The organism is Variovorax sp. YR566 (assembly GCF_051992195.1).
Classification (GTDB): domain Bacteria; phylum Pseudomonadota; class Gammaproteobacteria; order Burkholderiales; family Burkholderiaceae_C; genus Variovorax.
This window is the reverse complement of the sequence record NZ_CP197092.1, coordinates 4,669,516-4,691,337: the sequence shown is the minus strand read 5'-3', so window position 1 is coordinate 4,691,337 and position 21,822 is coordinate 4,669,516. Positions and strand designations below refer to the sequence as shown.

Annotated in this window: 16 protein-coding genes; 9 read left to right on the top strand and 7 right to left on the bottom strand. The window is 66.8% G+C overall.

The genetic code is table 11. The features are described from left to right. The first annotated feature begins 6 nt into the window (after positions 1–6). On the top strand, positions 7–1,446 hold the full coding sequence (locus ACTG4X_RS22075; protein WP_440531928.1) for an alpha/beta hydrolase family protein: 1,440 nt from the start codon (positions 7–9) through the stop codon (positions 1,444–1,446). On the opposite strand, the gene ACTG4X_RS22070 is transcribed toward ACTG4X_RS22075, so the two are convergent. The 4 genes from ACTG4X_RS22070 to pip form a co-directional block, all read right to left on the bottom strand. Continuing rightward, on the bottom strand, positions 1,413–2,099 hold the full coding sequence (locus ACTG4X_RS22070) for a Fe2+-dependent dioxygenase (protein ID WP_093050628.1): 687 nt from the start codon (positions 2,097–2,099) through the stop codon (positions 1,413–1,415). The genes ACTG4X_RS22075 and ACTG4X_RS22070 overlap by 34 nt on opposite strands. A gap of 26 nt (positions 2,100–2,125) precedes the next feature. Then, on the bottom strand, positions 2,126–4,426 hold the full coding sequence (locus ACTG4X_RS22065) for a TonB-dependent receptor (RefSeq protein WP_440531927.1): 2,301 nt from the start codon (positions 4,424–4,426) through the stop codon (positions 2,126–2,128). A 178-nt stretch (positions 4,427–4,604) separates the two neighbouring features. Beyond that, positions 4,605–5,027, bottom strand: coding sequence for a cupin domain-containing protein (locus ACTG4X_RS22060; RefSeq protein ID WP_093081559.1), 423 nt, complete (start codon positions 5,025–5,027; stop codon positions 4,605–4,607). 80 nt (positions 5,028–5,107) lie between these two features. After that, complete coding sequence (gene pip / locus ACTG4X_RS22055; RefSeq protein ID WP_093179516.1) at positions 5,108–6,061, bottom strand: prolyl aminopeptidase; 954 nt, start codon at positions 6,059–6,061, stop codon at positions 5,108–5,110. 105 nt (positions 6,062–6,166) lie between these two features. On the opposite strand from pip, the gene ACTG4X_RS22050 reads away from it, so the two are divergent. The 7 genes from ACTG4X_RS22050 (at position 6,167) to ACTG4X_RS22020 (ending at position 13,387) form a co-directional block, all read left to right on the top strand. Continuing rightward, a complete protein-coding gene (locus ACTG4X_RS22050) occupies positions 6,167–6,625 on the top strand; it encodes an ArsR/SmtB family transcription factor (protein WP_093179562.1) in 459 nt (152 codons plus the stop codon). Continuing rightward, a complete protein-coding gene (locus tag ACTG4X_RS22045) occupies positions 6,514–6,975 on the top strand; it encodes an SRPBCC family protein (protein WP_440531926.1) in 462 nt (153 codons plus the stop codon). The genes ACTG4X_RS22050 and ACTG4X_RS22045 overlap by 112 nt, the downstream gene beginning before the upstream one ends. Beyond that, positions 6,968–8,545 carry an MFS transporter gene (locus ACTG4X_RS22040; RefSeq protein ID WP_440534415.1) on the top strand — a complete coding sequence of 526 codons (1,578 nt, stop codon included), beginning with the start codon at positions 6,968–6,970 and terminating at the stop codon, positions 8,543–8,545. Before ACTG4X_RS22045 ends, ACTG4X_RS22040 begins: the two co-directional genes overlap by 8 nt. 47 nt (positions 8,546–8,592) lie before the next feature. Then, positions 8,593–8,778: a hypothetical protein gene (locus tag ACTG4X_RS22035; RefSeq protein WP_093050601.1), complete on the top strand. Its 186-nt coding sequence runs from the start codon at positions 8,593–8,595 to the stop codon at positions 8,776–8,778. A gap of 32 nt (positions 8,779–8,810) precedes the next feature. After that, positions 8,811–9,923 (top strand): chorismate synthase, encoded by a 1,113-nt coding sequence (aroC, locus tag ACTG4X_RS22030; RefSeq protein WP_307616726.1) that lies wholly within the window; start codon positions 8,811–8,813, stop codon positions 9,921–9,923. Continuing rightward, entirely contained in the window at positions 9,923–11,119 is a 1,197-nt protein-coding gene (locus ACTG4X_RS22025) for an MFS transporter (RefSeq protein WP_440531925.1), read from the top strand. Before aroC ends, ACTG4X_RS22025 begins: the two co-directional genes overlap by 1 nt. A gap of 93 nt (positions 11,120–11,212) precedes the next feature. Further along, the gene (locus ACTG4X_RS22020) at positions 11,213–13,387 is read left to right on the top strand and encodes a LamG-like jellyroll fold domain-containing protein (RefSeq protein ID WP_440531924.1); all 2,175 of its coding nucleotides are present in this window, start codon (positions 11,213–11,215) and stop codon (positions 13,385–13,387) included. Between the two features lie 25 nt (positions 13,388–13,412). Here the strand turns inward: ACTG4X_RS22020 and ACTG4X_RS22015 are convergent, their stop codons facing one another. From ACTG4X_RS22015 to aspT (ACTG4X_RS22005), 3 genes are read right to left on the bottom strand one after another with little or no spacing between them, the layout of a single operon-like run. Beyond that, entirely contained in the window at positions 13,413–15,050 is a 1,638-nt protein-coding gene (locus ACTG4X_RS22015) for a bifunctional aspartate transaminase/aspartate 4-decarboxylase (RefSeq protein ID WP_440531923.1), read from the bottom strand. A gap of 57 nt (positions 15,051–15,107) precedes the next feature. Beyond that, the gene (gene aspT / locus ACTG4X_RS22010) at positions 15,108–16,796 is read right to left on the bottom strand and encodes an aspartate-alanine antiporter (RefSeq protein WP_440531922.1); all 1,689 of its coding nucleotides are present in this window, start codon (positions 16,794–16,796) and stop codon (positions 15,108–15,110) included. Positions 16,797–16,834: 38 nt separating this feature from the next. After that, the gene (aspT, locus tag ACTG4X_RS22005) at positions 16,835–18,472 is read right to left on the bottom strand and encodes an aspartate-alanine antiporter (RefSeq protein WP_440531921.1); all 1,638 of its coding nucleotides are present in this window, start codon (positions 18,470–18,472) and stop codon (positions 16,835–16,837) included. A 334-nt stretch (positions 18,473–18,806) separates the two neighbouring features. Here aspT (ACTG4X_RS22005) and ACTG4X_RS22000 point away from each other — a divergent pair, with 334 nt between their 5' ends. Beyond that, positions 18,807–21,803, top strand: coding sequence for a type VI secretion system Vgr family protein (locus ACTG4X_RS22000; protein WP_440531920.1), 2,997 nt, complete (start codon positions 18,807–18,809; stop codon positions 21,801–21,803). Positions 21,804–21,822: the final 19 nt, after the last annotated feature.

The following is a 21,822-nucleotide window of genomic DNA, read 5'->3' as shown; positions in this document are numbered from 1 at the left end:
CTGCCGATGTCGGCTCTGGATGGCGCAATCGTCCTGGTCGCAGTTGGCCTGGCTCTGGGTGCGGCGGCGACGAGACGGGTCGGCGCGCGCGTCATCGCCGTCGTGCTGGCGGCGTTGCTGGTCGCCTGCTTCGTTCAGATTTGGCGCGAGGGCTTCTATTGGCAGTACGTCGCCATCTACGCATTGCTGCTGGGGTTGGTGGTGCTGGCCCGGAGGCGTCGTCGGCCGCCGCCACGGCGGCGCGCACTCGCATGGCTGGGGCGCTGTGGTGTGGCAGGGCTTGCCGCGGTTGCGTTGCTCGCGTGGAGTTTTGTGCCGGTGCCGGAACTGCCCGCGCCAAGCGGACCTTATGCGGTCGGCAGCGAGGTGTTCCGCTGGATCGACAGTGATCGCGACGAAACCGCGACCGCCGATCCGCACGATCACCGCAACATCGTGGTCCAGGCCTGGTATCCGGCCGTTCCCGGCGAGGGCGCGGGGGCGCGCTACATCGACGGCCTCGGAAGCTTGCCGACGTATGTTTCGCTGATACCCGGCCTGGTGATGCAGCGCCACGGCCGCATCGACACCCATGCCCGCGCCAACGCGCCGGTGGCTACGCAACAGGCGCGCTGGCCAGTGGTGCTGTTCTCGCCGGGCTACGGCGCGTCGCGTGCGTTCTACTCCGGGCTGCTTGCCGACCTGGCCAGCCGCGGTTTCGTCGTGCTCGCGCTGGATCATCCCTACGAAGCCCCGGTGGTGGAGCTGGCCGATGGCCGCCTTGCGACGCCGATCCAGCGCTTCCTGCCGGACGACCCGGACCGCTTGCGCTACATGAGCGCACAGCAGGCGGTGCGGGCTGCGGACCTGCGCTACGTCGTCGATCAGATCGGCCGGCCGGGCGCGTTTGGCCCGCGGCTGTCGCAGCGGCTCGATCCGCAACGCATTGCCGCGATCGGCCATTCCTTCGGCGGTGCCAGCGCTGTCGAAGCGGCGATGAGCGACCCACGGATCCGAGCCGCCGCCAACCTCGACGGCACCCTGTACGGCCGCGCGGCCAGCGACCCGATGCCGGTGCCGTTCCTGCTGCTGGAAAGCGACCACCGCGAGACCCGGCATTCGCAGAACTATCTGCAGGGCCACGCCGCTCTTGAACAGCACTTGCGCGCCGGTGGCTACCGCTACCAGATCGCCGAGGCCAATCACTACAGTTTTACCGACGTCCCGCTGTACCTGTCGGGCCCGGCGCGTTTCGCGCTGGCCGCGTTGATCGGTGGATCCCGCGGCCCTGCCGGGAGCCAGGCTGCCAGCAACGATGTGTTGGCGGCGTTCCTGAGTGGCCCATTGCGGGACGCGCGCGGCGACGTTGCCGCGGCGGCGAGGCGGCATCCGGGGGTGAGTGGCGGAGTGTCGGGCCGGGAGAGTTCAAGAGCTCAGGTATCGCTCCATTTGCGAAGCAGGTTGTGATACGTGCCCACCAGCGTGCGGCGCGCCGATTCGTCGGCGCCGCTCTGGTTGAGGCGCTGGATCGCGTTGTCCATGTCGAACAGCAATGCGCGGTCGCCTGCGTCGCGCACGAGGCTCTGCACCCAGAAGAAGCACGCGAGCCGCACGCCGCGCGTGATGGGCGTCACCTGGTGCAGGCTGGTGGCGGGGTAGAGCACCATGTCGCCGGCCGCGAGCTTCACGGTCTGCATGCCGTGCGTGTCTTCCATCTGCAGCTCGCCGCCGTCGTAGCTGTCGGCGTCCGACAGGAAGAGCGTGGCCGACAGGTCGGTGCGCAGCTTGCGGCCGGTGCGCGGGTCGATGCGCACGCCGCCATCCACGTGCAGGCCGAAGCGCATGCCTTCGCTGTAGCGGTTGAACATCGGCGGGTACAGCAGGTTGGGCAGCGCCGCGCTGATGAAGGTCGGATGGCGTTCGAGTGCGCTCGCCACGATGGCCTGGCATTCGTGCGCCACCGCCGAGCCTTCGTCGATCTGCTGGTTGAACTTGACCGGCGCGCCCTGGTGGCCCGCGGTGACGCGGCCGTCGACCCAGGCGTCGCCGGCCGCATCGAGGCGCGCGCGAACTGCCGCGAGCGCTTCGCGGTCGAGGACGCCGGGAATGCAGACCAGCATGTTGTGTCGAATGCTCCTGGGGAAACTCAGAGCCGGTAGGTGAGCGACAGCGTGGCGGCGCGGCCCGAGCCCGGCACCGCACGGCCGCCGTCCGATGGGATCAGCGCGTCGTAGTAATGGCGGTTGGCCAGGTTGAACAGGTTCAGCCGGATGTCGTACTTCGGCTGATGGTAAGCCACCATCGCGTCCAGCCGCGCATAGCCGCCGACCTGCACGAGGTCGGTGTTGTTGGCGAAGCGCCTGGCGCTGTAGGTGGTGCCGCCGCCGATCTCCCACTCGGGCGTGATCGCGTAGGTGGCCCACAGGCTGGCCGCGTCCTTCGGCGTGTTGGCGGGCACCTTGCCGAGCGTGCCGGGCGCGATGCCGTCGATGATGGTCGCGTCCAGGTGCGTGTAGGCGCCGAACAGCTGCAGCTTGTCGGTCACGCGGCCCGCGACGCCGGCACGTGCGCCGTTCACGCGTATCGTGCCGGTCGCGCTGTAGGTGCCGTCGCTGTTCTGCGAACGCGCATTGGTCTGCGTGATCTGGAACGCGGCGGCGGTCAGCGAGAGGTTGCCGTCGTTCAGGTCCCACTTGCCGCCGACTTCATAGGCCTTGTTCTTCTGCGGCGGCAGCGGCTGCGTGCTGCCCGTGGTGGCCACCAGCTGTTCGAGCGAGGGGTTGAACGAGGTGCTGTACGACACGTAATACGACTGCTCGGGCGTCGGCTGCCAGATGGCGCCGGCGCGCACGCTGGTGAAGTCGACGGTCTGGCTTTCGGAGGCGAGCGTGGTCGCGGTCGGAATGCTGTTGTAGATGCTCGCGCGGTAGTGGTCTTGCCGCACGCCGGCCACCAGCTTCCACTGCGGGCTCAGCTCGATGGTGTCGTTCACGTAGCCCGCGACGGTCGTCGCGCTGGCGGTGGCCAGGTTGCCGGGCAGCGAGGGCGCGGTGCTCGGCGTGTTGCCCTGGTACGGCGCGAGCAGCGGCGAGCAGGTGGCATAGCCACTGGTGCCGCCAGCCGGGTTCAGCGCCACGCCCGCGCAGGTGCCGTTGCGGTAGTAGGCCTGGTTGTCGTAGGTGTCGTGGCCCAGCTCCAGGCCGGCGAGCAGCGTGTGCTTGATCGAGCCGGTGGTGAACTTGGTGTTGAGCTCGGTGAGGTTGAACAGCGACTTGTCGTGGATCGTGCGGTCATGGCTTTGCTGGCGCACCCACAGGCTGCTCAGCGGCAGCGACGAGAACGCGGCGGCCGGCACGGCCGTGGTGCCGGTGGAGAAGGGCGTGAACACGCCCTTGGCCGACAGCGTGCCGATGCTCTGCGGCGCGGTCTCGCGCGCATCGGTGGTCACGTCGTTGTACTGCGTCTGGTTGCGGATCGAGGTGTCGGGCGTGAGCTTGTGCTGCACCACCGCGCTGAAGGCCTGGATGTCGGAGATCGTGCGGTCGTCGCTGAAGCCGTAGGCCTTGTCGCGGTCGACCTTCACGGGGTGGCCGTTGAGCGGCGGCACGCCGTAGTCGGGCTGGTCGCGGTTGTGCTGCACCAGCGCAGAGAGCGTGACCTGCGTCGGCGTGTTGATGCCGAACTTCAGCGAGGCGTCGAGGCCGAAGTCTTTCAGCTTGGTCTGCTCGCGCGTGCTGGCGTCGCCCTGCTGGCCCATGGCCGCGATGCGGAAGGCCGAGGTGTCGGACAGCGGGTGGTTGATGTCGATGGTCGAGCGCACGAGCCCCGTGGTGCTCGCCGACACCGAGACCTCGCCCGCGGGCGTGAGCGACGGTTTCTTCGTGACCTGGTTGATCACGCCGCCGGTGGAGCCGCGGCCGAACAGCATCGACGACGGGCCCATCAGCACCTCGACCGATTCGAGCGCGAAGGTGTCGCGGTAGTACTGGGCGCGGTCGCGCGCGCCGTCCAGGTAGATGTCGGTGCGCGCCGAGAAACCGTTGAGGTTGATGTTGGTGCCGATCTGCCCGCCCTCGGCACCGCCGATGGTCAGGCCCGGCACGTTGCGCAGTGCGCTTGCGAGCGAGGTCGCGCCCTGGGACTGCATCACGGCCTGGTTGATGACGGTGACGGACTGCGGCGCATCGCGCAGGTCGGCTGGCAGGCGGTTGAGCGAAGACGGGTTGGCGCCGAAGCCGGTCTTGTCCTGTGCGCCCTGAACTTGTACTTCGCGCAGCGTGGCGGGGACGGAGGTGCCGGGGGCGGGCGCAGGCGCAGCGGAGGGCGAGGAAGCCGCGGGCTGCGCGGCTTGCTGGGCGAATGCGGTGGGGAGAGACGAAGCGCACAGGCCGATCAGGGCGAGTGCGATGGGCGTGCGGTGACGCATCGGGCGAGTGGAGCGGGTCATCGTGAGTGCCTTGGAGACGATGCAAACGAAAGCAGCATCGGCCGGCATTCTGGCTGCGAATGACTCTTGTTTGAAGCATTCCTCGCCGGGTGTTTGGCTGAGGAGACAGCCTCCTGTCTTTACGTGCGAGGTCAGGTGGAAGGCAGGTTTCTTCAGTACGCCTGCCGCTTGCGCTGACCTACTTCCAGGGCGTAGGCGCCGGAATCTCGCACACCGGCTCCACGTCGATGCTCTTGAAGTCCGCCGGCGAGACGATTTCCAAGTACTCCATGTCGGGCGAATAGTCGAACAGGAAGTGCCGGATGCCCGGCCGCTGGTGCACAACGTCGCCGGCCTCGACCAGCGTTTCCTTGTCTTCGTACATGAAGCGGGCCCAGCCCTTGACCATGATCACGATCTGGAAGTCCGCCTCGTGGCGGTGCCAGCCGGTGCCCGTTTCCGGTGCCATGTTGGCCTTGACCAGATGCGCGATCACCTTGCCGTTGGTGGCTTCGGCGATCCCAAGGTCGCGATAGAGAAAAAAGTCACGCAAACCACCCGATACGAACTCTGTGTCGCCGGGCTTCACATGGGAGAACTGGGTGGCGGTACGGTCCAGCATGGGGCGCTCCTTCGCAGGTGGTTGTGTGGTGCGGTGCAGCACGCATAAAGCGTTCCCGGGCCGTAGCGGCTGCGCGCGATTCAGCGGCTGGCAAAACCGTCGGTCGCGCGCAGCAGCCGGTCGAGGATGCCGGGCTCCGAGTAGGCATGCCCTGCGCCCTCGATCAGATGGAACTCGGCCTCGGGCCAGGCCTTGTGCAGCGCCCATGCGTAGCGCGCGGGGCAGGGCATGTCGTAGCGGCCGTGCACGATCACCCCGGGAATGCCGTGCAGCCGGTGCGCGTCGCGCAGCAACTGGCCTTCTTCGAGCCAGGCGTCGTGCACGAAGTAGTGGTTTTCCAGCCGTGCGAAGGCCAGCGCGAAATGATCTTCGCCATGCGCTTCGGCAATCGCCGGGCTCGGCAGCAGGGTGATGGTCTCGGCCTCCCACACGCTCCAGGCGCGCGCCGCCTCGATGCGTGCCACCGGGTCGTCGCCGGTGAGCCGCTTGCGGTAGGCCGCGATCATGTCGCCGCGCTCGGCCTCGGGAATGGGAGCCTGGAACTTCTCCCACTTGTCGGGGAACATCTCCGACACGCCGAACTGGTAGTACCACCGGAGCTCCGCCCGGGTCACGGTATAGATGCCGCGCAGCACCAGTTCGCTCACGCGTTCGGGATGCTTCTGCGCGTAGGCGAGGGCGAGCGTCGAACCCCACGAGCCGCCGAACACCAGCCACTTGTCGACACCGGCGCGCTCGCGCAGGCGCTCGATGTCGGCGACCAGATGCCATGTGGTGTTGGCCTCCAGGCCTGCGTGCGGGAGCGAGCGGCCGCAGCCGCGCTGGTCGAACAGCATCAGGTCGTAGCGTGCCGGGTCGAACAGCCGCCGGTGTTCGGGCGAGATGCCGCCGCCAGGGCCGCCATGCAGGAACACTGCGGGCTTGGCGCCGGGCGTGCCCGCGCGCTCGTAGTAGATCTGGTGGCCGTCGCCCACGTCGAGCATGCCGCTTTCGTACGGTTCGATCGGGGGATATGGTTGGCGCAGTTCGGTCATTGGAGGGGCCTTTGCCTGTCGATGATTCAGGATGAATGGTCGCACGAAGGGGCTTTTGGGAAGCGCCGCTTGACGGGCCTGCAGGCCTTCCAGATACTCAACCGCATGGTTCACTCAGCCGCTCATCCGGACACCGACGCCCTCGACGCAGTCTTCGCCGCGCTCTCCGATTCCACGCGGCGCGCCGTGCTCGAAGCCCTGGGCGAGCGCAGCCTCAGCGTGACCGAGCTGGCCGGGCCGCACGACATGTCCCTCACCGGCTTCATGAAGCACCTGCGCGTGCTTGAAGACGCGGGCCTGATCTCTCGCACGAAAGAGGGCCGCATCGTGCGTTGCGAGCTGTCGCCCCGGCCCATGCAGGAGGCCGCCGTGTGGTTGTCCCGCTACGAGAAGTTCTGGACCGGGCGCCTCGATGCACTGGCGCGCTTTCTCTATCACCAGGAGGAGACCGAATGGCGAACCCTTCCACCGGCGACGCAGAGCGCCCCTCGCTCACCCTCAGGCGGCACTACCGCGTCTCGCCCGACAAAGTCTGGCGCGCGTGGACCGACCCGCAAGCGCTGAGGCTCTGGTTCGGGCCCGAGGAGATCGTCTCGGTGCCGATCGCCGAGGTCGACCTGCGCGTGGGCGGCCGCTTCCGCGTGGCCATGCTGGCCAACGACGGCGAAACGCACGACGTGAGCGGCATGTATCTCGAAGTGGTTCCGAACCGCAAGCTGGTCTTCAGCTGGGCCTGGCGCAGCACGCCGGAGCGCGAGTCGCGCGTTACCCTGAGCATCGAGCCCGATGCCGAGGGCTGCGAGCTGGTGCTGCTGCACGAGCAGTTCTTCGACGAAGCCGCGCGCGATGCCCACAACCACGGCTGGAGCGGAGCGCTCGTCAAGCTGGAGGGCTGGCTAAGCCTTGCTGCCTGAAAGAATGAAGAACACACCAGCTCCGGCCCGTGCCACGGTGCGCGAATGGACTGGCCTGGCGGTCATCGCGCTGCCATGCATGCTCTATTCGATGGACCTCACGGTGCTGAACCTCGCGATCCCGTCGATCAGCGAAGACCTCAAGCCCACGGCTTCGCAGTTGCTGTGGATCGTCGACATCTACGGCTTCTTCGTGGCCGGCCTGCTGGTCACCATGGGCACGCTGGGCGACCGCATCGGCCGGCGGCGGCTGCTGCTGATCGGCGCGGGGGCGTTCGGCATCGCCTCTGTGCTGGCGGCGTTCTCGACCAGCGCCAACATGCTCATCGCCACCCGGGCGCTGCTCGGCGTAGCGGGCGCGACGCTGGCGCCATCCACGCTCTCGCTGATCCGCAACATGTTTCTCGACCCAGGGCAGCGCACCGTGGCCATCGGCGTGTGGATCTCGAGCTACTCGGCGGGCGCCGTCATTGGCCCGGTGCTGGGCGGCGTGCTGCTGCAGTTCTTTCCGTGGGGCTCGGTGTTCCTGATCGGCGTGCCGGTGATGGTGCTGCTGCTGGTGCTCGGACCCTTGCTGCTGCCCGAGTACCGCGACCCCGACGCGGCCCGGCTTGACCTGGCCAGCGTGGCGCTGTCGCTGGGCGCGGTGCTGCCGGTGATCTACGGTGTCAAGCAGATCGCGGAGCACGGCATGCATGCGATGCCGGTGCTGTCGATCGTGCTCGGGCTGGTGCTCGGAGCGCTGTTCGTGCGCCGGCAGAAGCGGCTGGCCGATCCGATGATCGACCTGCGCCTGTTCAGTCTGCCGGCCTTCAGCGTTTCGCTCGGCTCCTACATGCTGGCCTGCTTCGTGATGTTCGGCATCTTTCTGTACAACGCCCAGTACCTGCAGCTGGTGCTCGGCATGTCGCCGTTGCATGCGGGCCTGTGGAGCATGCCGGGCGCGGGGGCCTTCATCGTCGGCTCGATGGTTGTGCCGGCACTGGCGCGGCGCATGCGCCCGGCCTTCGTGATGGGCGGCGGGCTGGCGGTGGCGGCGCTGGGTTTCGGCATGCTGGCCGTGTTGCCCGCGCAGGACGGGCTTGCCTGGATGGTGAGCAGCGCGGTCATCTCCTCGCTCGGGTTGGCGCCGGTGTTCACGCTGGCGACCGACCTGGTGGTGGGCAGCGCACCGCCGGAGCGCGCGGGCGTGGCCTCGGCGATCTCCGAAACCAGCTCGGAATTCGGCGGCGCGCTGGGCATCGCGATCCTCGGCAGCATCGGCGCGGCCATCTACCGCAACACCATGGCCGATGCCGTGCCGATGGGCCTTGCGGGCCCGGCCGAGGTGGAAGCCGCCCGCAGCACGCTGGGCGGCGCGGTCGTGCTGGCCGGGCAGCTTGGCGGGAGCGCGGGCGCCGAACTGCTCGAGGCGGGCCGCGAGGCCTTGCTGCATGGCCTGCGCCTCACGGCCGGCATCTGCGCGGCGGTGTTGCTGTTCGTAGGCGGGTTGGTGGCCGTGCGGCTGCGTGGGGCGGGAGGGGCGGTAGCACCCGAAACCCCGGGTGCCGCCGCATTGCCGGAGCGTTGACGAAACCCCATACTGCGGCTTCCACGACGCGATCACCGGAGCCTTCCATGAGCAACGAACTGCGCAAGAAGCTGCATGACCTGGCCGAACTCTGCGAAAACGCCCCCGACCCGCAGACCAAGGCCATCATCGAGGCGATCCGGCTCCAGACTGCGGTGCTGAACGAACGGCTGTTCTCCATCGAGCTGCAGGTGGGCGCGCTGACCAAGCGCCTGGAAAACACGACCGACTGAGGGGCGGCCGCTTTGTAGGGATAATCCCCGCCATGAGCGGCAACACCTTCGGAACACTCTTCGCGGTCACCAATTTCGGCGAGTCGCATGGCCCGGCCATCGGCTGCGTCATCGACGGCTGCCCCCCGGGCATGGAACTCAGCGAGGCCGACATCCAGGGCGACCTCGACCGCCGGCGCCCAGGCACCAGCCGCCACGTCACCCAGCGCAACGAGCCCGACGCGGTGCAGATCCTGTCGGGCGTGTACGAGGGCAAGACCACCGGCACCCCCATCGCGCTGCTGATCCAGAACACCGACCAGCGCAGCAAGGACTACGGGCAGATCGCCCAGCAGTTCCGCCCCGGCCACGCCGACTTCACCTACTGGAAGAAATACGGCATTCGCGACCCGCGCGGCGGCGGGCGCTCCTCGGCACGGCTGACCGCACCCATGGTCGCGGCCGGCGCGGTCGCCAAGAAGTGGCTGGCCGAGAAGCACGGCATGGTGTTTCGCGGCTGCATGACGCAGATCGGCGAAATCGCCATTCCGTTCGAGAGCTGGGAGCACGTGCCCAACAACCCCTTCTTCGCCCCCATCGCCGACGTGAGCGCGCTGGAAAACTACATGGACCGCCTGCGCAAGGCCGGCGATTCGTGCGGCGCGCGCATCCGCGTGACTGCCACCAACGTGCCGATCGGCCTCGGCGAGCCGCTGTTCGACAAGCTCGACGCCGAGATCGCCTACGCGATGATGGGCATCAACGCGGTGAAGGCGGTCGAGATCGGCGCCGGCTGGGACAGCGTCACCCAGCGCGGCACTACGCACGGCGACTCGATCACGCCCACTGGCTTCGTCACGAACAACGCCGGCGGCATCCTCGGCGGCATCAGCTCGGGGCAAGACCTCGAGGTGAGCATCGCGATCAAACCCACCAGCTCGATCATCAGCCCGCGCCAGTCCATCGACATCAACAACAACCCCGTCGAAGTCGTCACCAAGGGCCGCCACGACCCGTGCGTCGGCATTCGCGCGACGCCCATCGCCGAAGCCATGCTGGCGCTGGTGGTCATGGAGCACGTGCTGCGCAATCGCGCGCAGTGCGGCGACGTGCAGGCGCAAGCCGGCAAGACCGAGGCCGCGTCGCCGCAGGCGTCCTTCCTGTAGTGTCCGCCCCGCCACCAGTGGCCGCCGCGCGCGGCCACATGCTGGCATTCGCTGGTCTGTCGGCCAGCTATTTCGCGCACATCGGGTTCTTCAACCCGTACCTTCCCCTGTGGCTCAAGGATTTGGGGCTGCCGATCTTCACCATCAGCCTGCTGGCTTCGGTGCAGTCGATCACGCGGGTGTTCGCGCCCTATGCCTGGGGCGCGCTCAGCGACCACACGGGGCAGCGCGTCAAGCTGCTGCGCTTCAGCGCGGCGGTGGCGCTGCTCAGCTCCTTCGGGCTGTGGTGGCACGGCGGCGCGTGGTGGCTCGCGCCGGTGCTGCTCGTGATGTTCACCCACACCAGCTCGATGATGTCGCTCACCGAGGCCGCGATGGCGCAACTGGTGGCCGGCGACTGGGGGCGCTATGGGCGCATCCGGCTGTGCGGATCGGCCGGTTTTCTGCTCACGGTGTTCGTGGCGGGCGAGTGGTTCGAGCGCTTCGGCATGAAGCACTTTCCGGCCTGGGCCGCGGGCACGCTGGCCATCGTGCTGATCGCGACCATGAAGCTGCCCGACGTGCGCGAGCCGCCCGCGGCGCACGACGCAGTGAAGGAGCCCATCGGGCCGGTGTTGCGCAATCCGGCGGTGCGGTGGTTCTTCGCGGCGCTGTTCTTCCAGGTGATGTCGCACTTCTCGGTGTACGCCTTCTTCTCGCTGTACCTCGATTCGATCGGCTACGGCAAGAGCACCATCGGCCTGCTGTGGGCGCTGTCTGTGGTGGCGGAAATCGTGTGGTTCTTCTTGCAGGGCCGGCTCATCGGCCTGATGCCGATGCCGCGCTGGATGCTGGTGTGCGGCATCGCGGCCGTCGCGCGGCTGGGGCTGACCGCAGGGCTGGGCGGCTGGATTGCGGCGCTCATCGTGGCGCAGTGGTTGCATGCGCTGAGCTTCGCGGCGCATCACACGACCTGCATCGCGGTGGTGTCGCGCCGCTTCCCCGGCCACCTGCGCGGGCGAGGGCAGGCGCTGTTCACGGTGATCGGCTATGGCTTCGGCGGCGTGCTGGGCGTGTTGCTTGGCGGTGCGGTCGCGCAGGCTTTCGGCTATCGCACGATGTTCACGGCGGCGGCGCTGCTGGCTGTGCTTGGCAGCCTTTGTGCGTGGCGTGTGGTGAGGCTGGATCGGATGGAGCGCGCGGCCAGTAAGAAGTAGGGCCTGACGGGGAAACAATGTGTCATGGGCCTTGCATGCGCATGTCACCGCAGCTTTCTACGCTGCGAGCTTCGCAATTTCTCCTCCTTTTCCATGTCCGTTTCCGACGACCCGCGCGGCGCCCGCACGCCGCGCATTGCTTCGCCTGCCGAATCGAATGATTCCGAACAGAACAACAACACGCCGCCGCGCCGCCAGGTGCTCAAGCTCGGCGCATCGCTGCTGACCGTTGGCGGCAGCAGCGCCTTGCTCGCGGCCTGCGGCGGTGGTAGCGGCGGTTCACCCGCCTTGGGCCCGCTGCCGGCGCCTGCACCCGCCCCGGCATCGGCGCCGCCGCCCGCTCCTCCGGCCGTCGCAGCCAAGATCTCCAGCTTCGCGCTCGCCGTGATGCCCGACACGCAGTTCTATGCACGCTATGCCACTGCCGCCGAGAGCGACCAATATGACAAGCGCTTCGGCAGCGCACCCTTCGCTGCCCAGACGAAGTGGATCGCCGCCAATGCCAAGGCGCTGAACATTCCCTTCACCATCCACCTTGGCGACGTGGTCGACCAGGTCGGCAAGCCCGATCAGTGGAAGGTGGCCGATGCCGCGATGAAGGTGCTCGAAGACGCGAAGCTGCCCTACAGCGTGCTCGCCGGCAACCATGACGTGCTGAAAGACATCGACTACAGCATCGACCCCGTCGGCGGCACCGATGCCAGCCGTACTCCCGCCAACGAGCCCTACATCCAGTGGTTCGGCACTGAGCGCGCGAAGAAGCAGGCCACCTTCGGCGCGCGCGACCCCAGCGGCTTCCACGAGTACCACGTGTTCGAGGCGCAGGGCCAGAAGTTCATGGTGCTGTCGCTGTCATGGCGCATTTCTGACGCAGGCATCGCCTGGGCCCGCCAGGTGATTGCGAAGAACCCGACGTTGCCCGTCATCCTGGTGAACCACCAGTTGCTCAACATCGCGCCCGACGGCACCAGCCCGCTCGAGACCGACTACGGCAAGATGCTCTGGGAGAAGCTGATCCGCGACAACGACCAGATCTTCATGACGCTCAACGGCCATCACCATGGCGCCGCGCATCTCACGAAGACCAACGACTTCGGCCGCAAGGTCGAGGAGATGGTGGTCGACTACCAGATGGCCTACCAGGGCGGCAACGGCCTGATGCGCCTGTACGAGTTCGACCTGACCAACAAGAAGATCAAGGTGCTGTCGTTCTCGCCGTGGGTGCCGCAGAAGCCGGCCGCCACGCTAAACAGCTTCGACCAGGCCGTGCTCACCACGCCCAACGAGGCCTTTGTCATCGACATGGATTTCGCGCAGCGCTTTGCGGGCTTCAACAAGAGCTTCGGCACCGGCAGCGCCACCATCGAGAGCTCGCTGGTGGACAAGGCCCGCGCGATGATCCTGGCCAACTACAAGGACCCGGCCACGATCGAGCAGCGGCCTGCGGCGAACTCGGACGACTACCCCAAGGTCGCGAACACGCTGGCGCACTGGCGCTTCTTCGGCGGCGCGGTCAACCAGCCGGTGCTGCCGGGCACTGTGGTAGCTGACGTCACGGGCAACAACCCGCTGCACCGTGATGCGCTGAATCAGAGCGGCGTGGTAGGTGCTGCCGACGGCGACATCGTGTGGACGGATGACCGCCACTACCTTTCCGCCGCACCGGGCTCGGTGCGTTTCCTGAACACCAACAAGAACACGCCGCGCCTGAGCTACTTCCTCACCGACACGGCTGCGCCGATCAACGCGCAGACGCTGGAAAGCGGCTACACCATCGAGGCTTTCATCAAGATCGACAAGAGCTGGACCAGCGGCAACCAAGCGTGGATGAACATCATGACGCGCGACGACCGCCGCGGCGATCTGGCGGGCTATTCGGGCGGCGACCCGGAATCCCCACCCATGCTGTTCGCCATTTCGAGCCTGCGCGAAGTGCAGTGGGAAGTGGTGCCGAGCCCGGCTGGTACTCGCGAGCCCAAGGCCAACTGGTCGGGCGAGGTCATCGCCGATCGCTGGGTGCACGTCGCGATCGTGAACGACCCGGTGTCGCACGACACCACGATGTACGTCGAAGGCGCGCCTGTGCTGCGCAACGCGGCGGCCATCACTGGGTTGGCCACGCTCTCGGCCACGTCGCCCTGGGTGGTGGGCGGTGGCTCGTGGGACGGTGCGCGCGCTGACGGCTTCTTCGGCAACATCGGCGAGGTACGCGTGGTGGCGGCGGCATTGACGCCGGCGCAGTGGCTCACGGCACGCAAGCCGGCCTGAGCCCCTGTGGCGCGGAAAAGCCGGCCTACTTCTTCTTGCCGGCCTTTCCCGCCTTCGCTGCAGTCTTCACGGCGCCCTTGCCGTTCTCCTTCTCGAACACCGCAAAGTATTCCGAAGCCAGCTTGCGCAACGACCGCCCGATGTTCGCGTAGTCGTATTCGTTGAGGTTGGCCAGCGACACGCGCCCCGACGCGTGCTTGCCGCCGAAGCCGCGGCCTGGCAGCAGCACGATGCTGGTCTCCTCGGCGATTCGGAAGAGGGCTTCGTTCGGCTGCAGCTTCGTCACGATCCACTTTCCGAAGCGCTCGCCGTGCATCTGCGTGGCGATGTCCTGCAGGTCGAGCAGGTGGTAGTAGCTCACCGAGTTCGGGTCTGCCTGCAGCGGCAAGCCCAGTTCGCGGTACAGGGCCTCCTTGCGGCGCGAGACGATGTGCTTCATCGATTTCTTGTACACCTCGGGCTCGTCCATCAGGCAGAACAGCGAGAACATCACCATCTGCGCCTGCACGGGCGTCGAGAGGCCGGCCGTGTGGTTCAGCGCCACGGTGCGGCTGTCGGCCACCAGGCGGTCGATGAACTTCAGCTTGCGCGGCTCGGTGGTGATGGAGCTGTAGCGCGCGTCGAGCTCTTTCAGCTTCGCCTCGGGCAGTTGAGCGATCTTGCGGTCGAGGATGTTGTCTTCGTGCGTGGCCACCACGCCCATGCGCCAGCCGGTCGCGCCGAAATACTTGGAGAACGAATACACCAGGATCGTGTTGCGCGGGCAGATCGCAAACAGCGAGCGGAAGTTGTCCGCGAAGGTGCCGTACACGTCGTCCGTGAGGATGATGAGGTCGGGCCGCTGCTTCACGATGTCGGCGATGTAGCCCAGCACCTCGTCGCTCATCTTCACCGACGGCGGGTTGCTGGGGTTGCAAAGGAAGAAGGCCTTGACCTTCGGATCGAGCAGCTTCTGCAGCTCCTTCTTCGTGAACTGCCAGTTGTTCTCGGACGGTGCATCGATCAGCGCCTCGATCAGCTGGTAGTCGTTGAGGTGAGGAATCTCGATGTAGGGCGTGAAGATCGGCATGCCCAGCGCGATGGTGTCGCCGGGCGACAGCACGTGGTTTTCGCGCAGGCTGTTGAAGAGGTAGGTCATGGCGGCAGTGCCGCCTTCCACCGCGTACATGTCGAAGGTGCCCACGAAGGGGTGCGTGCCGATCATCTCCTTGTGGATGTACTTGCCCACGATGATCTCGCTCAGCCGCAGCATGCGGTCGGGCACGGGGTAGTTGCAGCCGAGGATGGCCTCGCACATCTCGTAGATGAAGTCGCCCGCCGACAGGCCCAGCTGGTCGCGCACGTACGACACGGCTGCCTCGATGAAGCGCACGCCGGGTTCGCCCGCATGGGCCTTGGCAAAGATTTCGAAGCGCGCCTCGATGCCTTCGCGCTGCGGGAAGCCGCCCACGTGGTCCATGTAGATGTAGGAGCGCTCGCTCTCGGTCATCGCGAACAGGCCGAACTGGAAGAAGCCGTGCCGCGGCGTGGTGGCCAGGAAGTTCGGGTTGCCGCGCCCCGCGTTCAGCATGAGGCGGTCGCTCTGCTTGGCGACCTGGATCAGCGCATCCTTGAGTTCGAAGGGGCTCAGGCCGGCCAGTTTTTTCACGTCTCCTAGATCCATTGGATGCTCCTTGGTTGAGAGAAAAAAGAAAAGAAGAGAGAAGGAAGAAACCTGTGCTCAGACGAGCGCGACGATCAGCGGGCCGAGCAGCGTGAGGAACACGTTCGCCAGCGCATAGGTGATGGCGAAGGGCACGGTGGGAATGGAGTTCTCGGCCTTCGTGAGTACTTCGCCGAAAGCCGGATTGGCGCTGCGCGAACCGCTCAGTGCACCCGCGAAGACGGCCGTGTTGCCGTAGCGCAGCACGTAGCGGCCGAACAGCATCGTCAGCAGCATCGGCACGATGGTGACGACCACGCCCACGCCGAAGATGGTCAGGCCGAGCTGCTTGATGGTCTGCACCGCCTGCAGGCCCGACGACAGCCCCACCACCACCACGAAGCCCGCCAGGCCCAGGTCTTTGAGCAGCTGCACCGCGCTCGGCGGCAACGCGCCGAAGGTCTGGCGCTTGGCTCGGTACCAGCCGAAGAGCAGGCCCGAGAGCAGCGCGCCGCCGCCGGAGCCGAGCGTCAGCGGGATGTTGCCGAGCTTCACGCTCAACAGGCCCACCAGCAGCCCGACCACGAGGCCGGCGCCCAGGTAGACGAAGTCGGTCTTCGCGCTCGGCACGATCACGTCGCCGATGATGGTCGCCACGCGCTTCACGTCTTGTTCGGCACCGAAGATCGACACCAGGTCGCCGGTCTGCACCACGGTGTCGGGCTTCATCGGCAGCACCTTGCCCATGCGGCTCAGCTGCACCACGAAGATGCCGTGGCGCACGCCACCGGCCGTGAGCTTGCGGATCTCGTCCACCGTCTTGCAGTCGAACTCCTTGTTGGTGAGCACGATCTCGCGCTTTTGCATGGTGAGCTCCATGCCGTCGACCCCGTAGACCTCCTTGCCCAGCAGCGGCGCGCTGGCCACCACCGCGTCGCGCCGGCCGACGGCCAGAACGATGTCGCCCTGGCGCAGCACGAGCTCGGGGCTCACCTCGACGAACTTGCCGTCGCGCTTCACGCGCTCGATGGTGATGGTGGTGGCTGGGTTCGCGTTCTCGATGTCGGCAACGGTGCGCTTCGGGTCGGCCACGAATTCGTAGATGCGGCCGACCAGCGAAGGCGCCGCTTCTTCCTGGTCGGGGCCGAGCACTTTCACGCCGGCCTGCATGGCGGTCTCGGCCGCGATGGCGTCGTCACGGATGGTGCGGCCCATGAACTTGGGCAGGATGTTGACGCACACGATGATCGCGCCGAAGGAACCGAACACGTAGGTCACCGCATAGCCGATGGCCACGTTGGCCTGCAGCCGCGCAGTTTCGGCTGCCTCGAGGCCGAGCTTGCCGATGGCATCGCCCGCCGTGCCGATGATGGCCGACTGAGTGAGGCCGCCCGCCGCCACACCTGCGGCCAGGCCTTTGTCGAGCCCGCACAGCTTGGCCATGACCACCACCGTCGCGAGGCCGGTGGCCGCCATCACCGCGGCCAGGATGATTTCCTTCACCGACTGCTTGCCGAGCGAGCTGAAGAACTGCGGCCCGCTCTCGAAGCCCACTGCGTAGATGAAGAGGGCGAACAGCACCGCCTTCACGCCGGCGTCGACCTGCACGCCCACCTGGCTCACGATCACCGCCACCAGCAGCGAGCCGGCCACGCCACCGAGCTGGAACTTGCCGAACTTGATCTTGCCGATCCAGTAGCCGACCGCCAGCGAGAGAAAAAGCGCCATCTCCGGCGACTTCTTGAAGAGTTCGTGCAGCCATTCCATGGGTCAGGGTCCTTTCGGTTTGCCGATGTCGTTGGAACTCATTTCGCCGCGTGCGCGACCAGTCCGGCCAGTGCCACGATGAGCGGGCCCATCAGTGGCAGCACCACGTTCGAAATTGCGTAGGTGATCGTGTAGCCCAGCAGCGGCGTGGCATTGCCCGCGGCGTTCTGTACCGCGCTGAGCGCGGGCGTGCTGCATTGCTGGCCCGCGATGGCGCCGAGCAGCACAGGCGCTTCGAGCTTGAGCAGCCGATGGCCGATGAAGAGCGAAATGCTGGCCGGCACCACCGCGACGGCCACGCCGACCAATGGCAGCGCAATGCCGAACTTCTTGACCAGCGCCAGAGCCTGCGGCCCCGAGGCGAGGCCGACGCAGGCGATGAAGGTGGCCAAGCCCAGGTCTTTCATCAGCGCCAGCGCTTCGGGCGGCACGCTCAGGCGGTGCGGGTTTTTCGACTGGTACCAGCCGAAGACCAAGCCCGTGAGCAGAGCGCCGCCGCCCGTGCCCAGCGAGAACGGAATGCCACCGAGCTTGACGCTGAAGCCGCCGATGAACACGCCCAGCAGGATGCCCATGGCCGCATAGCTGATGTTGCTGTGCGTGGATTCGACGACGCGGTCGCCGATCAGCGGCAGCGCCCGCGCCACGTCGAGCACCGGCCCGTAGAGCTTGAGCACATCGCCGCGCTGCAGCTTCACGTCGTGCAGCAGCGGCATGGCGTTGCCGTCGCGTGTCAGGCCGACGATCTGCACGCCGGGCGGAAGCGGCGCATCTTGCAGCTCGTGCAGCTCGCGGTCGAACCATTCGCGCCGGTTGACCACGACCTCGGTGGTTTCCACGACGGTGTCGAAGGCCGTGGTGTTGGCGAACTCGCGGCCCAGCAGTTCGGCCACGTTCACCAGCACGCTGCGCCGTCCGATGGCCAGCACCTGGTCGAAGGCCTGCAGCCGCAGCATGGGTTCCACGGCCAGGCTCTGCCCACGCCGCATGACCCGCTCGATGCTGGCGTGGCCGCCGAAGATCGCCGTCAACTCGCCGACGGTGCGCCCGCGGCCCACGGTGACCAGGAACACGCGGCCGATCATCTCGGGCGTGGCGCTGGTCGCGTCTGGTTCGTCGCTGCCGCCGCCCATCGTCTTCCAGAGCCGGTCGGCCTCCGCGCGCAGGTCGACGCGCAGCAGCAGCGGAAAGATCTGGCTCGTGGCCACCACGATCGCGATCAGCCCGAAGACGTAGGTGATGGAGTAGGCCGTGACCACGTTGGCCTGCAGTTGCCGGATGTCCGCCAGTGGCAGCGCGAGCTTGGAGATTGCGTTGGTAGCCGTGCCCACCACGGCCGATTCGGTGGCCGCGCCGGCCATCAACCCCGCGGCCGTGCCTTGGTCGAGCGACAGGAAGAGGGTGGCGCCCAGCACCAGCGCCAGCACCACCACTACTTCAACCAGGCACAGCAGCCCGAGCCGAAGGCCCTTGGCATCGAGATTGGCAAAGAACTGCGGCCCGCCCGCATAGCCGAGCGCGAAGATGAAAAGCATGAAGAAAACGTTCTTCACGCTGTCGTCGAGATGGATGCCGAGCTGGCCGACGACGAGGGCGGCAATCAATGTGCCGCAGATGCCGCCAAGCTGGATAGGACCGAAGGGGATCTGGCCCACCGCATAGCCAATGGCGAGCACCAGGAATAGTGCAATTTCGGGTTGGCTTCTCAGTATTCCTGCCAACTCACCCATCACGGCCCGATCCTCTTTCTGGCGCGGTAATTGATTCGGTCGTAATTCACGTAGCTCCCCTCCACGTGACTTTCTGCACTGGCGGCAGCAGAGGGGCGAACTTTATGCTGATTTAATTGGCCATCTATTTTTCGCATCGCTTCTTACGATAAATCAACATTTAAAATAATTGTCAAAATGTGCAGCGGGAGGTGGGCATGAAGCTCATTGCTAAAACAATATTCTTATTGGTTAAGTCTTTATTAATTAATTGGGGCTACAGGACTGGCGGGGCGTTGCAATGACGCGCCGAGTAACTATCCAGACGCCGGCAGGCGAAGCGTTGCAGTTCCGCCAACTGGTAGGCCGCGAAGCGCTGAGCCAGCTGTACGCCTTCGACATCGAGTTGCTGGGCAACAGCAACAACATCGACCCCAAGACCCTGCTGGGCAAGGCCACCACCGTGTCGGTGGAAACCGAAGGCGGCGTGCGCTACCTCAGCGGCATTGCCACCCGCTTCGGACTGGAGCAGGAAGATGCGCGGCACTCCTTCTACCGGATGCGCCTGCGCCCCTGGCTGTGGCTGGCCACGCGGCGCAGCGACTTCCGCATCTTCCAGGGCAAGAGCGTGCCCGACATCGTGATGGAAGTGCTCGGCAGCTACGGCTACCCCATCGAGAAGAAGCTCACGCGCGGCGACTACCGGCAGTGGGACTACTGCGTGCAGTACCACGAGAGCGACTTCGACTTCATCTCGCGCCTGTGCGAGCTCGAAGGCATCTACTACCACTTCAGGCACGAAGCGTCGCAGCACGTGCTCGTGTTCGCCGACGACATCGCCCACTCGCACAGCCCGCTGCCCGGCGGGGAAGAAGTGCGCTACCACCCGCTGGAGAAGTCCGGCATGGGCCAGCGCGAGCGCATCTATGCGTGGGAGATCGCGGAAGAAGTGCGCTCGGGCCACCACTACAACGACGACTACGACTTCCAGAAGCCCAAGGCCGAGCTGTCGCACCTGCGCCAGATGCCGCCCGGGCACGACCACGACGCCTACGAACAGTACGAATGGCCCGGCGGCTTCGTGCAGCACGGCGACGGCGAGACCTACGCGCGCATCCGCAACGAAGAACAGCTGAGCCAGCGCAGCCGCGTCACCGGCCGCGCCAACCTGCGTGAATTGGCGACCGGCCACACCCTGCGCCTGACCGGCCACCCCAAGGCCGACCAGAACCAGCAGTACCTGCTCGTGGGCGTGAGCTACCACCTGCAGGAGAACCTGCAGGCCAGCGAGGGTGCAGAAGGCACAGACGGCTCCGTGCAGCGCTTCGCCTTCGACGCGCAGCCCACCAGCTACGCCTGGCGCCCGCAGCGCACCACAGCCAAGCCGCGCACCCGTGGCCCGCAAACGGCCATGGTGGTGGGCCCGCAGGGCGAGCAGATCTGGACCGACCAGTACGGCCGCATCAAGGTGCAGTTCCAGTGGGACCGCATCGGGCAGGAGAACGAACACTCCAGCTGCTGGGTGCGTGTGTCCACCGCATGGGCAGGCGCCACCTTCGGCATGACCTCCGTGCCGCGCATCGGCATGGAGGTGATCGTCGACTTTCTGAACGGCGACCCCGACTACCCGATCGTCACCGGCTGCGTGCACAACGCCGACACCATGCCGGCGTGGCAGCTGCCCGAGCAGAAGCACCTGTCGGGCATCAGGAGCCGCGAGTTGGGCGGCGGGCGCAGCAACCACATCGTGCTGGACGACACGCAGGGCAAGATCCAGGCGCAGTTGCGCAGTGACCACCAGGCCAGCCAACTGAGCGTGGGGCACATCGGGCGCATCGAGGACACGGCGGGGCGCAAGGATGCCCGGGGGCAGGGCTTCGAGTTGCGTACCGACGGGCATGGGGTGATGCGTGCGGGCAAGGGGCTGCTGGTCACCACCGAAGCGCGCGCGAACGCGCAGGCGCACATCACCGACATGAGCGAGACGGTGGGCCGTCTCACTCAGGCGCGCGATCTGCATGAAGGCCTGAGCGAAGTGGCGCAAGGTGCGCAGGCCCACGAGGCCGGCGACCAGGACGAGGTCACCACGAGCCTCAAGGAGCAGAACGATGCCATCAAGGGACAGGGCGGCAATCGCGAGCAGGGCGACTTTCCCGAGTTCCAGGAATCGCACCTGACATTGGCCAGCGCCAAGGGCCTGCAAACCGTGGCGCAGGGCTCGACCCACATCGTGAGCAACGAGCACAGCGCGCTCACCAGCGGTGGCCATACGAGCGTGAGCGCGGGCAAGAGCCTGCTGGTGAGCGTGCAGAGCGCGATCCGCATGTTCGCCTCCAAGGCCGGCATGCGGCTCGTGGCGGCCGGTGCCGACATCGACATCAAGGCGCTGAAGGACAGCGTCAACGTGCTGGCCAAGCTCAACATCACGCAGACCGCCAACAAGATCACCATCCACGCAAAGGAAGAGGTGGTGATCAACGGCGGCTCGAGCTACAGCCGCTGGAGTTCGGGCGGGATCGAGCACGGCACTTCCGGCATCTGGCGCGAGCATGCATCGGTACACAGCCTCGTCGGGCCCGCCAACGAGGGCAAGCCTGCGCTGCCCAATCCGCCGCAGGTGCCGAAGGGGCAGCTCGACCTGTACCACCAGTACATCAAGCCGACTGGCGAAAAGCGCCAGGGCGTGGCGCAGGGCGACTTCACCGTGGTCGATTCGGAAGGCGGCACGCACGCCGGCAACTTCGACCGCAACGGGTTCGCGACCGTCTCGGGCCTGCCCATCGGCACCGCCAAGGTCACATTCGGCAAGGACCCCCGCGACCCGTGGGAGGAGGGGAGCTACTTCGGCACGCCCAAGGACTGGAAGGCAAAGGGTGCGACGGGCGCAGGCGCCGAGGGGGCTGGCGGCGCTGTATCGGGGCTTTCGGGCTTGACCAGCGGCTTTGCGGGCATGACCGGTTCGACAGGCGGTGCTGCGGGCGCGCTCGCTGGTGTCGCAGGCATGGGCAGCAAGGCCGCGAGCACGCTGGGCCAGGTAACCCAGGCGGCCGGTGTCGCGCAGCAGGCTGTGGGTGCAGCGCAGGCCATCCAGCAAGGGGGCGCCAAGGCGCTACTCGGCCAGGCGAGCCAGGCAGCAACCGGCATGGCGATCCAGGCGGCCGGCGCCAAGCTGGGGCCGATGGGTGCGCCGATCACCGGTGTGATGAGCGGCATGGCTTCGGGTGGCATGAAGCCGGGCATTGCAACAGCTGCCGCCAACCCCGCACTGGCAGGTCGAACACCCGGCTTCATGGGCTGACCCGCCGCGGCGCGCCGCA

What these genes read in the sequence shown, in the direction of transcription:
- ACTG4X_RS22075 (WP_440531928.1), top strand. Translation starts at nt 7, where the DNA reads ATGTCGGCTCTGGATGGCGCAATCGTCCTGGTCGCAGTTGGCCTGGCT.
- ACTG4X_RS22070 (WP_093050628.1), bottom strand. Translation starts at nt 2,099, where the DNA reads ATGCTGGTCTGCATTCCCGGCGTCCTCGACCGCGAAGCGCTCGCGGCA.
- ACTG4X_RS22065 (WP_440531927.1), bottom strand. Translation starts at nt 4,426, where the DNA reads ATGACCCGCTCCACTCGCCCGATGCGTCACCGCACGCCCATCGCACTC.
- ACTG4X_RS22060 (WP_093081559.1), bottom strand. Translation starts at nt 5,027, where the DNA reads ATGCTGGACCGTACCGCCACCCAGTTCTCCCATGTGAAGCCCGGCGAC.
- pip (WP_093179516.1), bottom strand. Translation starts at nt 6,061, where the DNA reads ATGACCGAACTGCGCCAACCATATCCCCCGATCGAACCGTACGAAAGC.
- ACTG4X_RS22050 (WP_093179562.1), top strand. Translation starts at nt 6,167, where the DNA reads ATGGTTCACTCAGCCGCTCATCCGGACACCGACGCCCTCGACGCAGTC.
- ACTG4X_RS22045 (WP_440531926.1), top strand. Translation starts at nt 6,514, where the DNA reads ATGGCGAACCCTTCCACCGGCGACGCAGAGCGCCCCTCGCTCACCCTC.
- ACTG4X_RS22035 (WP_093050601.1), top strand. Translation starts at nt 8,593, where the DNA reads ATGAGCAACGAACTGCGCAAGAAGCTGCATGACCTGGCCGAACTCTGC.
- aroC (WP_307616726.1), top strand. Translation starts at nt 8,811, where the DNA reads ATGAGCGGCAACACCTTCGGAACACTCTTCGCGGTCACCAATTTCGGC.
- ACTG4X_RS22020 (WP_440531924.1), top strand. Translation starts at nt 11,213, where the DNA reads ATGTCCGTTTCCGACGACCCGCGCGGCGCCCGCACGCCGCGCATTGCT.
- ACTG4X_RS22015 (WP_440531923.1), bottom strand. Translation starts at nt 15,050, where the DNA reads ATGGATCTAGGAGACGTGAAAAAACTGGCCGGCCTGAGCCCCTTCGAA.
- aspT (WP_440531922.1), bottom strand. Translation starts at nt 16,796, where the DNA reads ATGGAATGGCTGCACGAACTCTTCAAGAAGTCGCCGGAGATGGCGCTT.
- ACTG4X_RS22000 (WP_440531920.1), top strand. Translation starts at nt 18,807, where the DNA reads ATGACGCGCCGAGTAACTATCCAGACGCCGGCAGGCGAAGCGTTGCAG.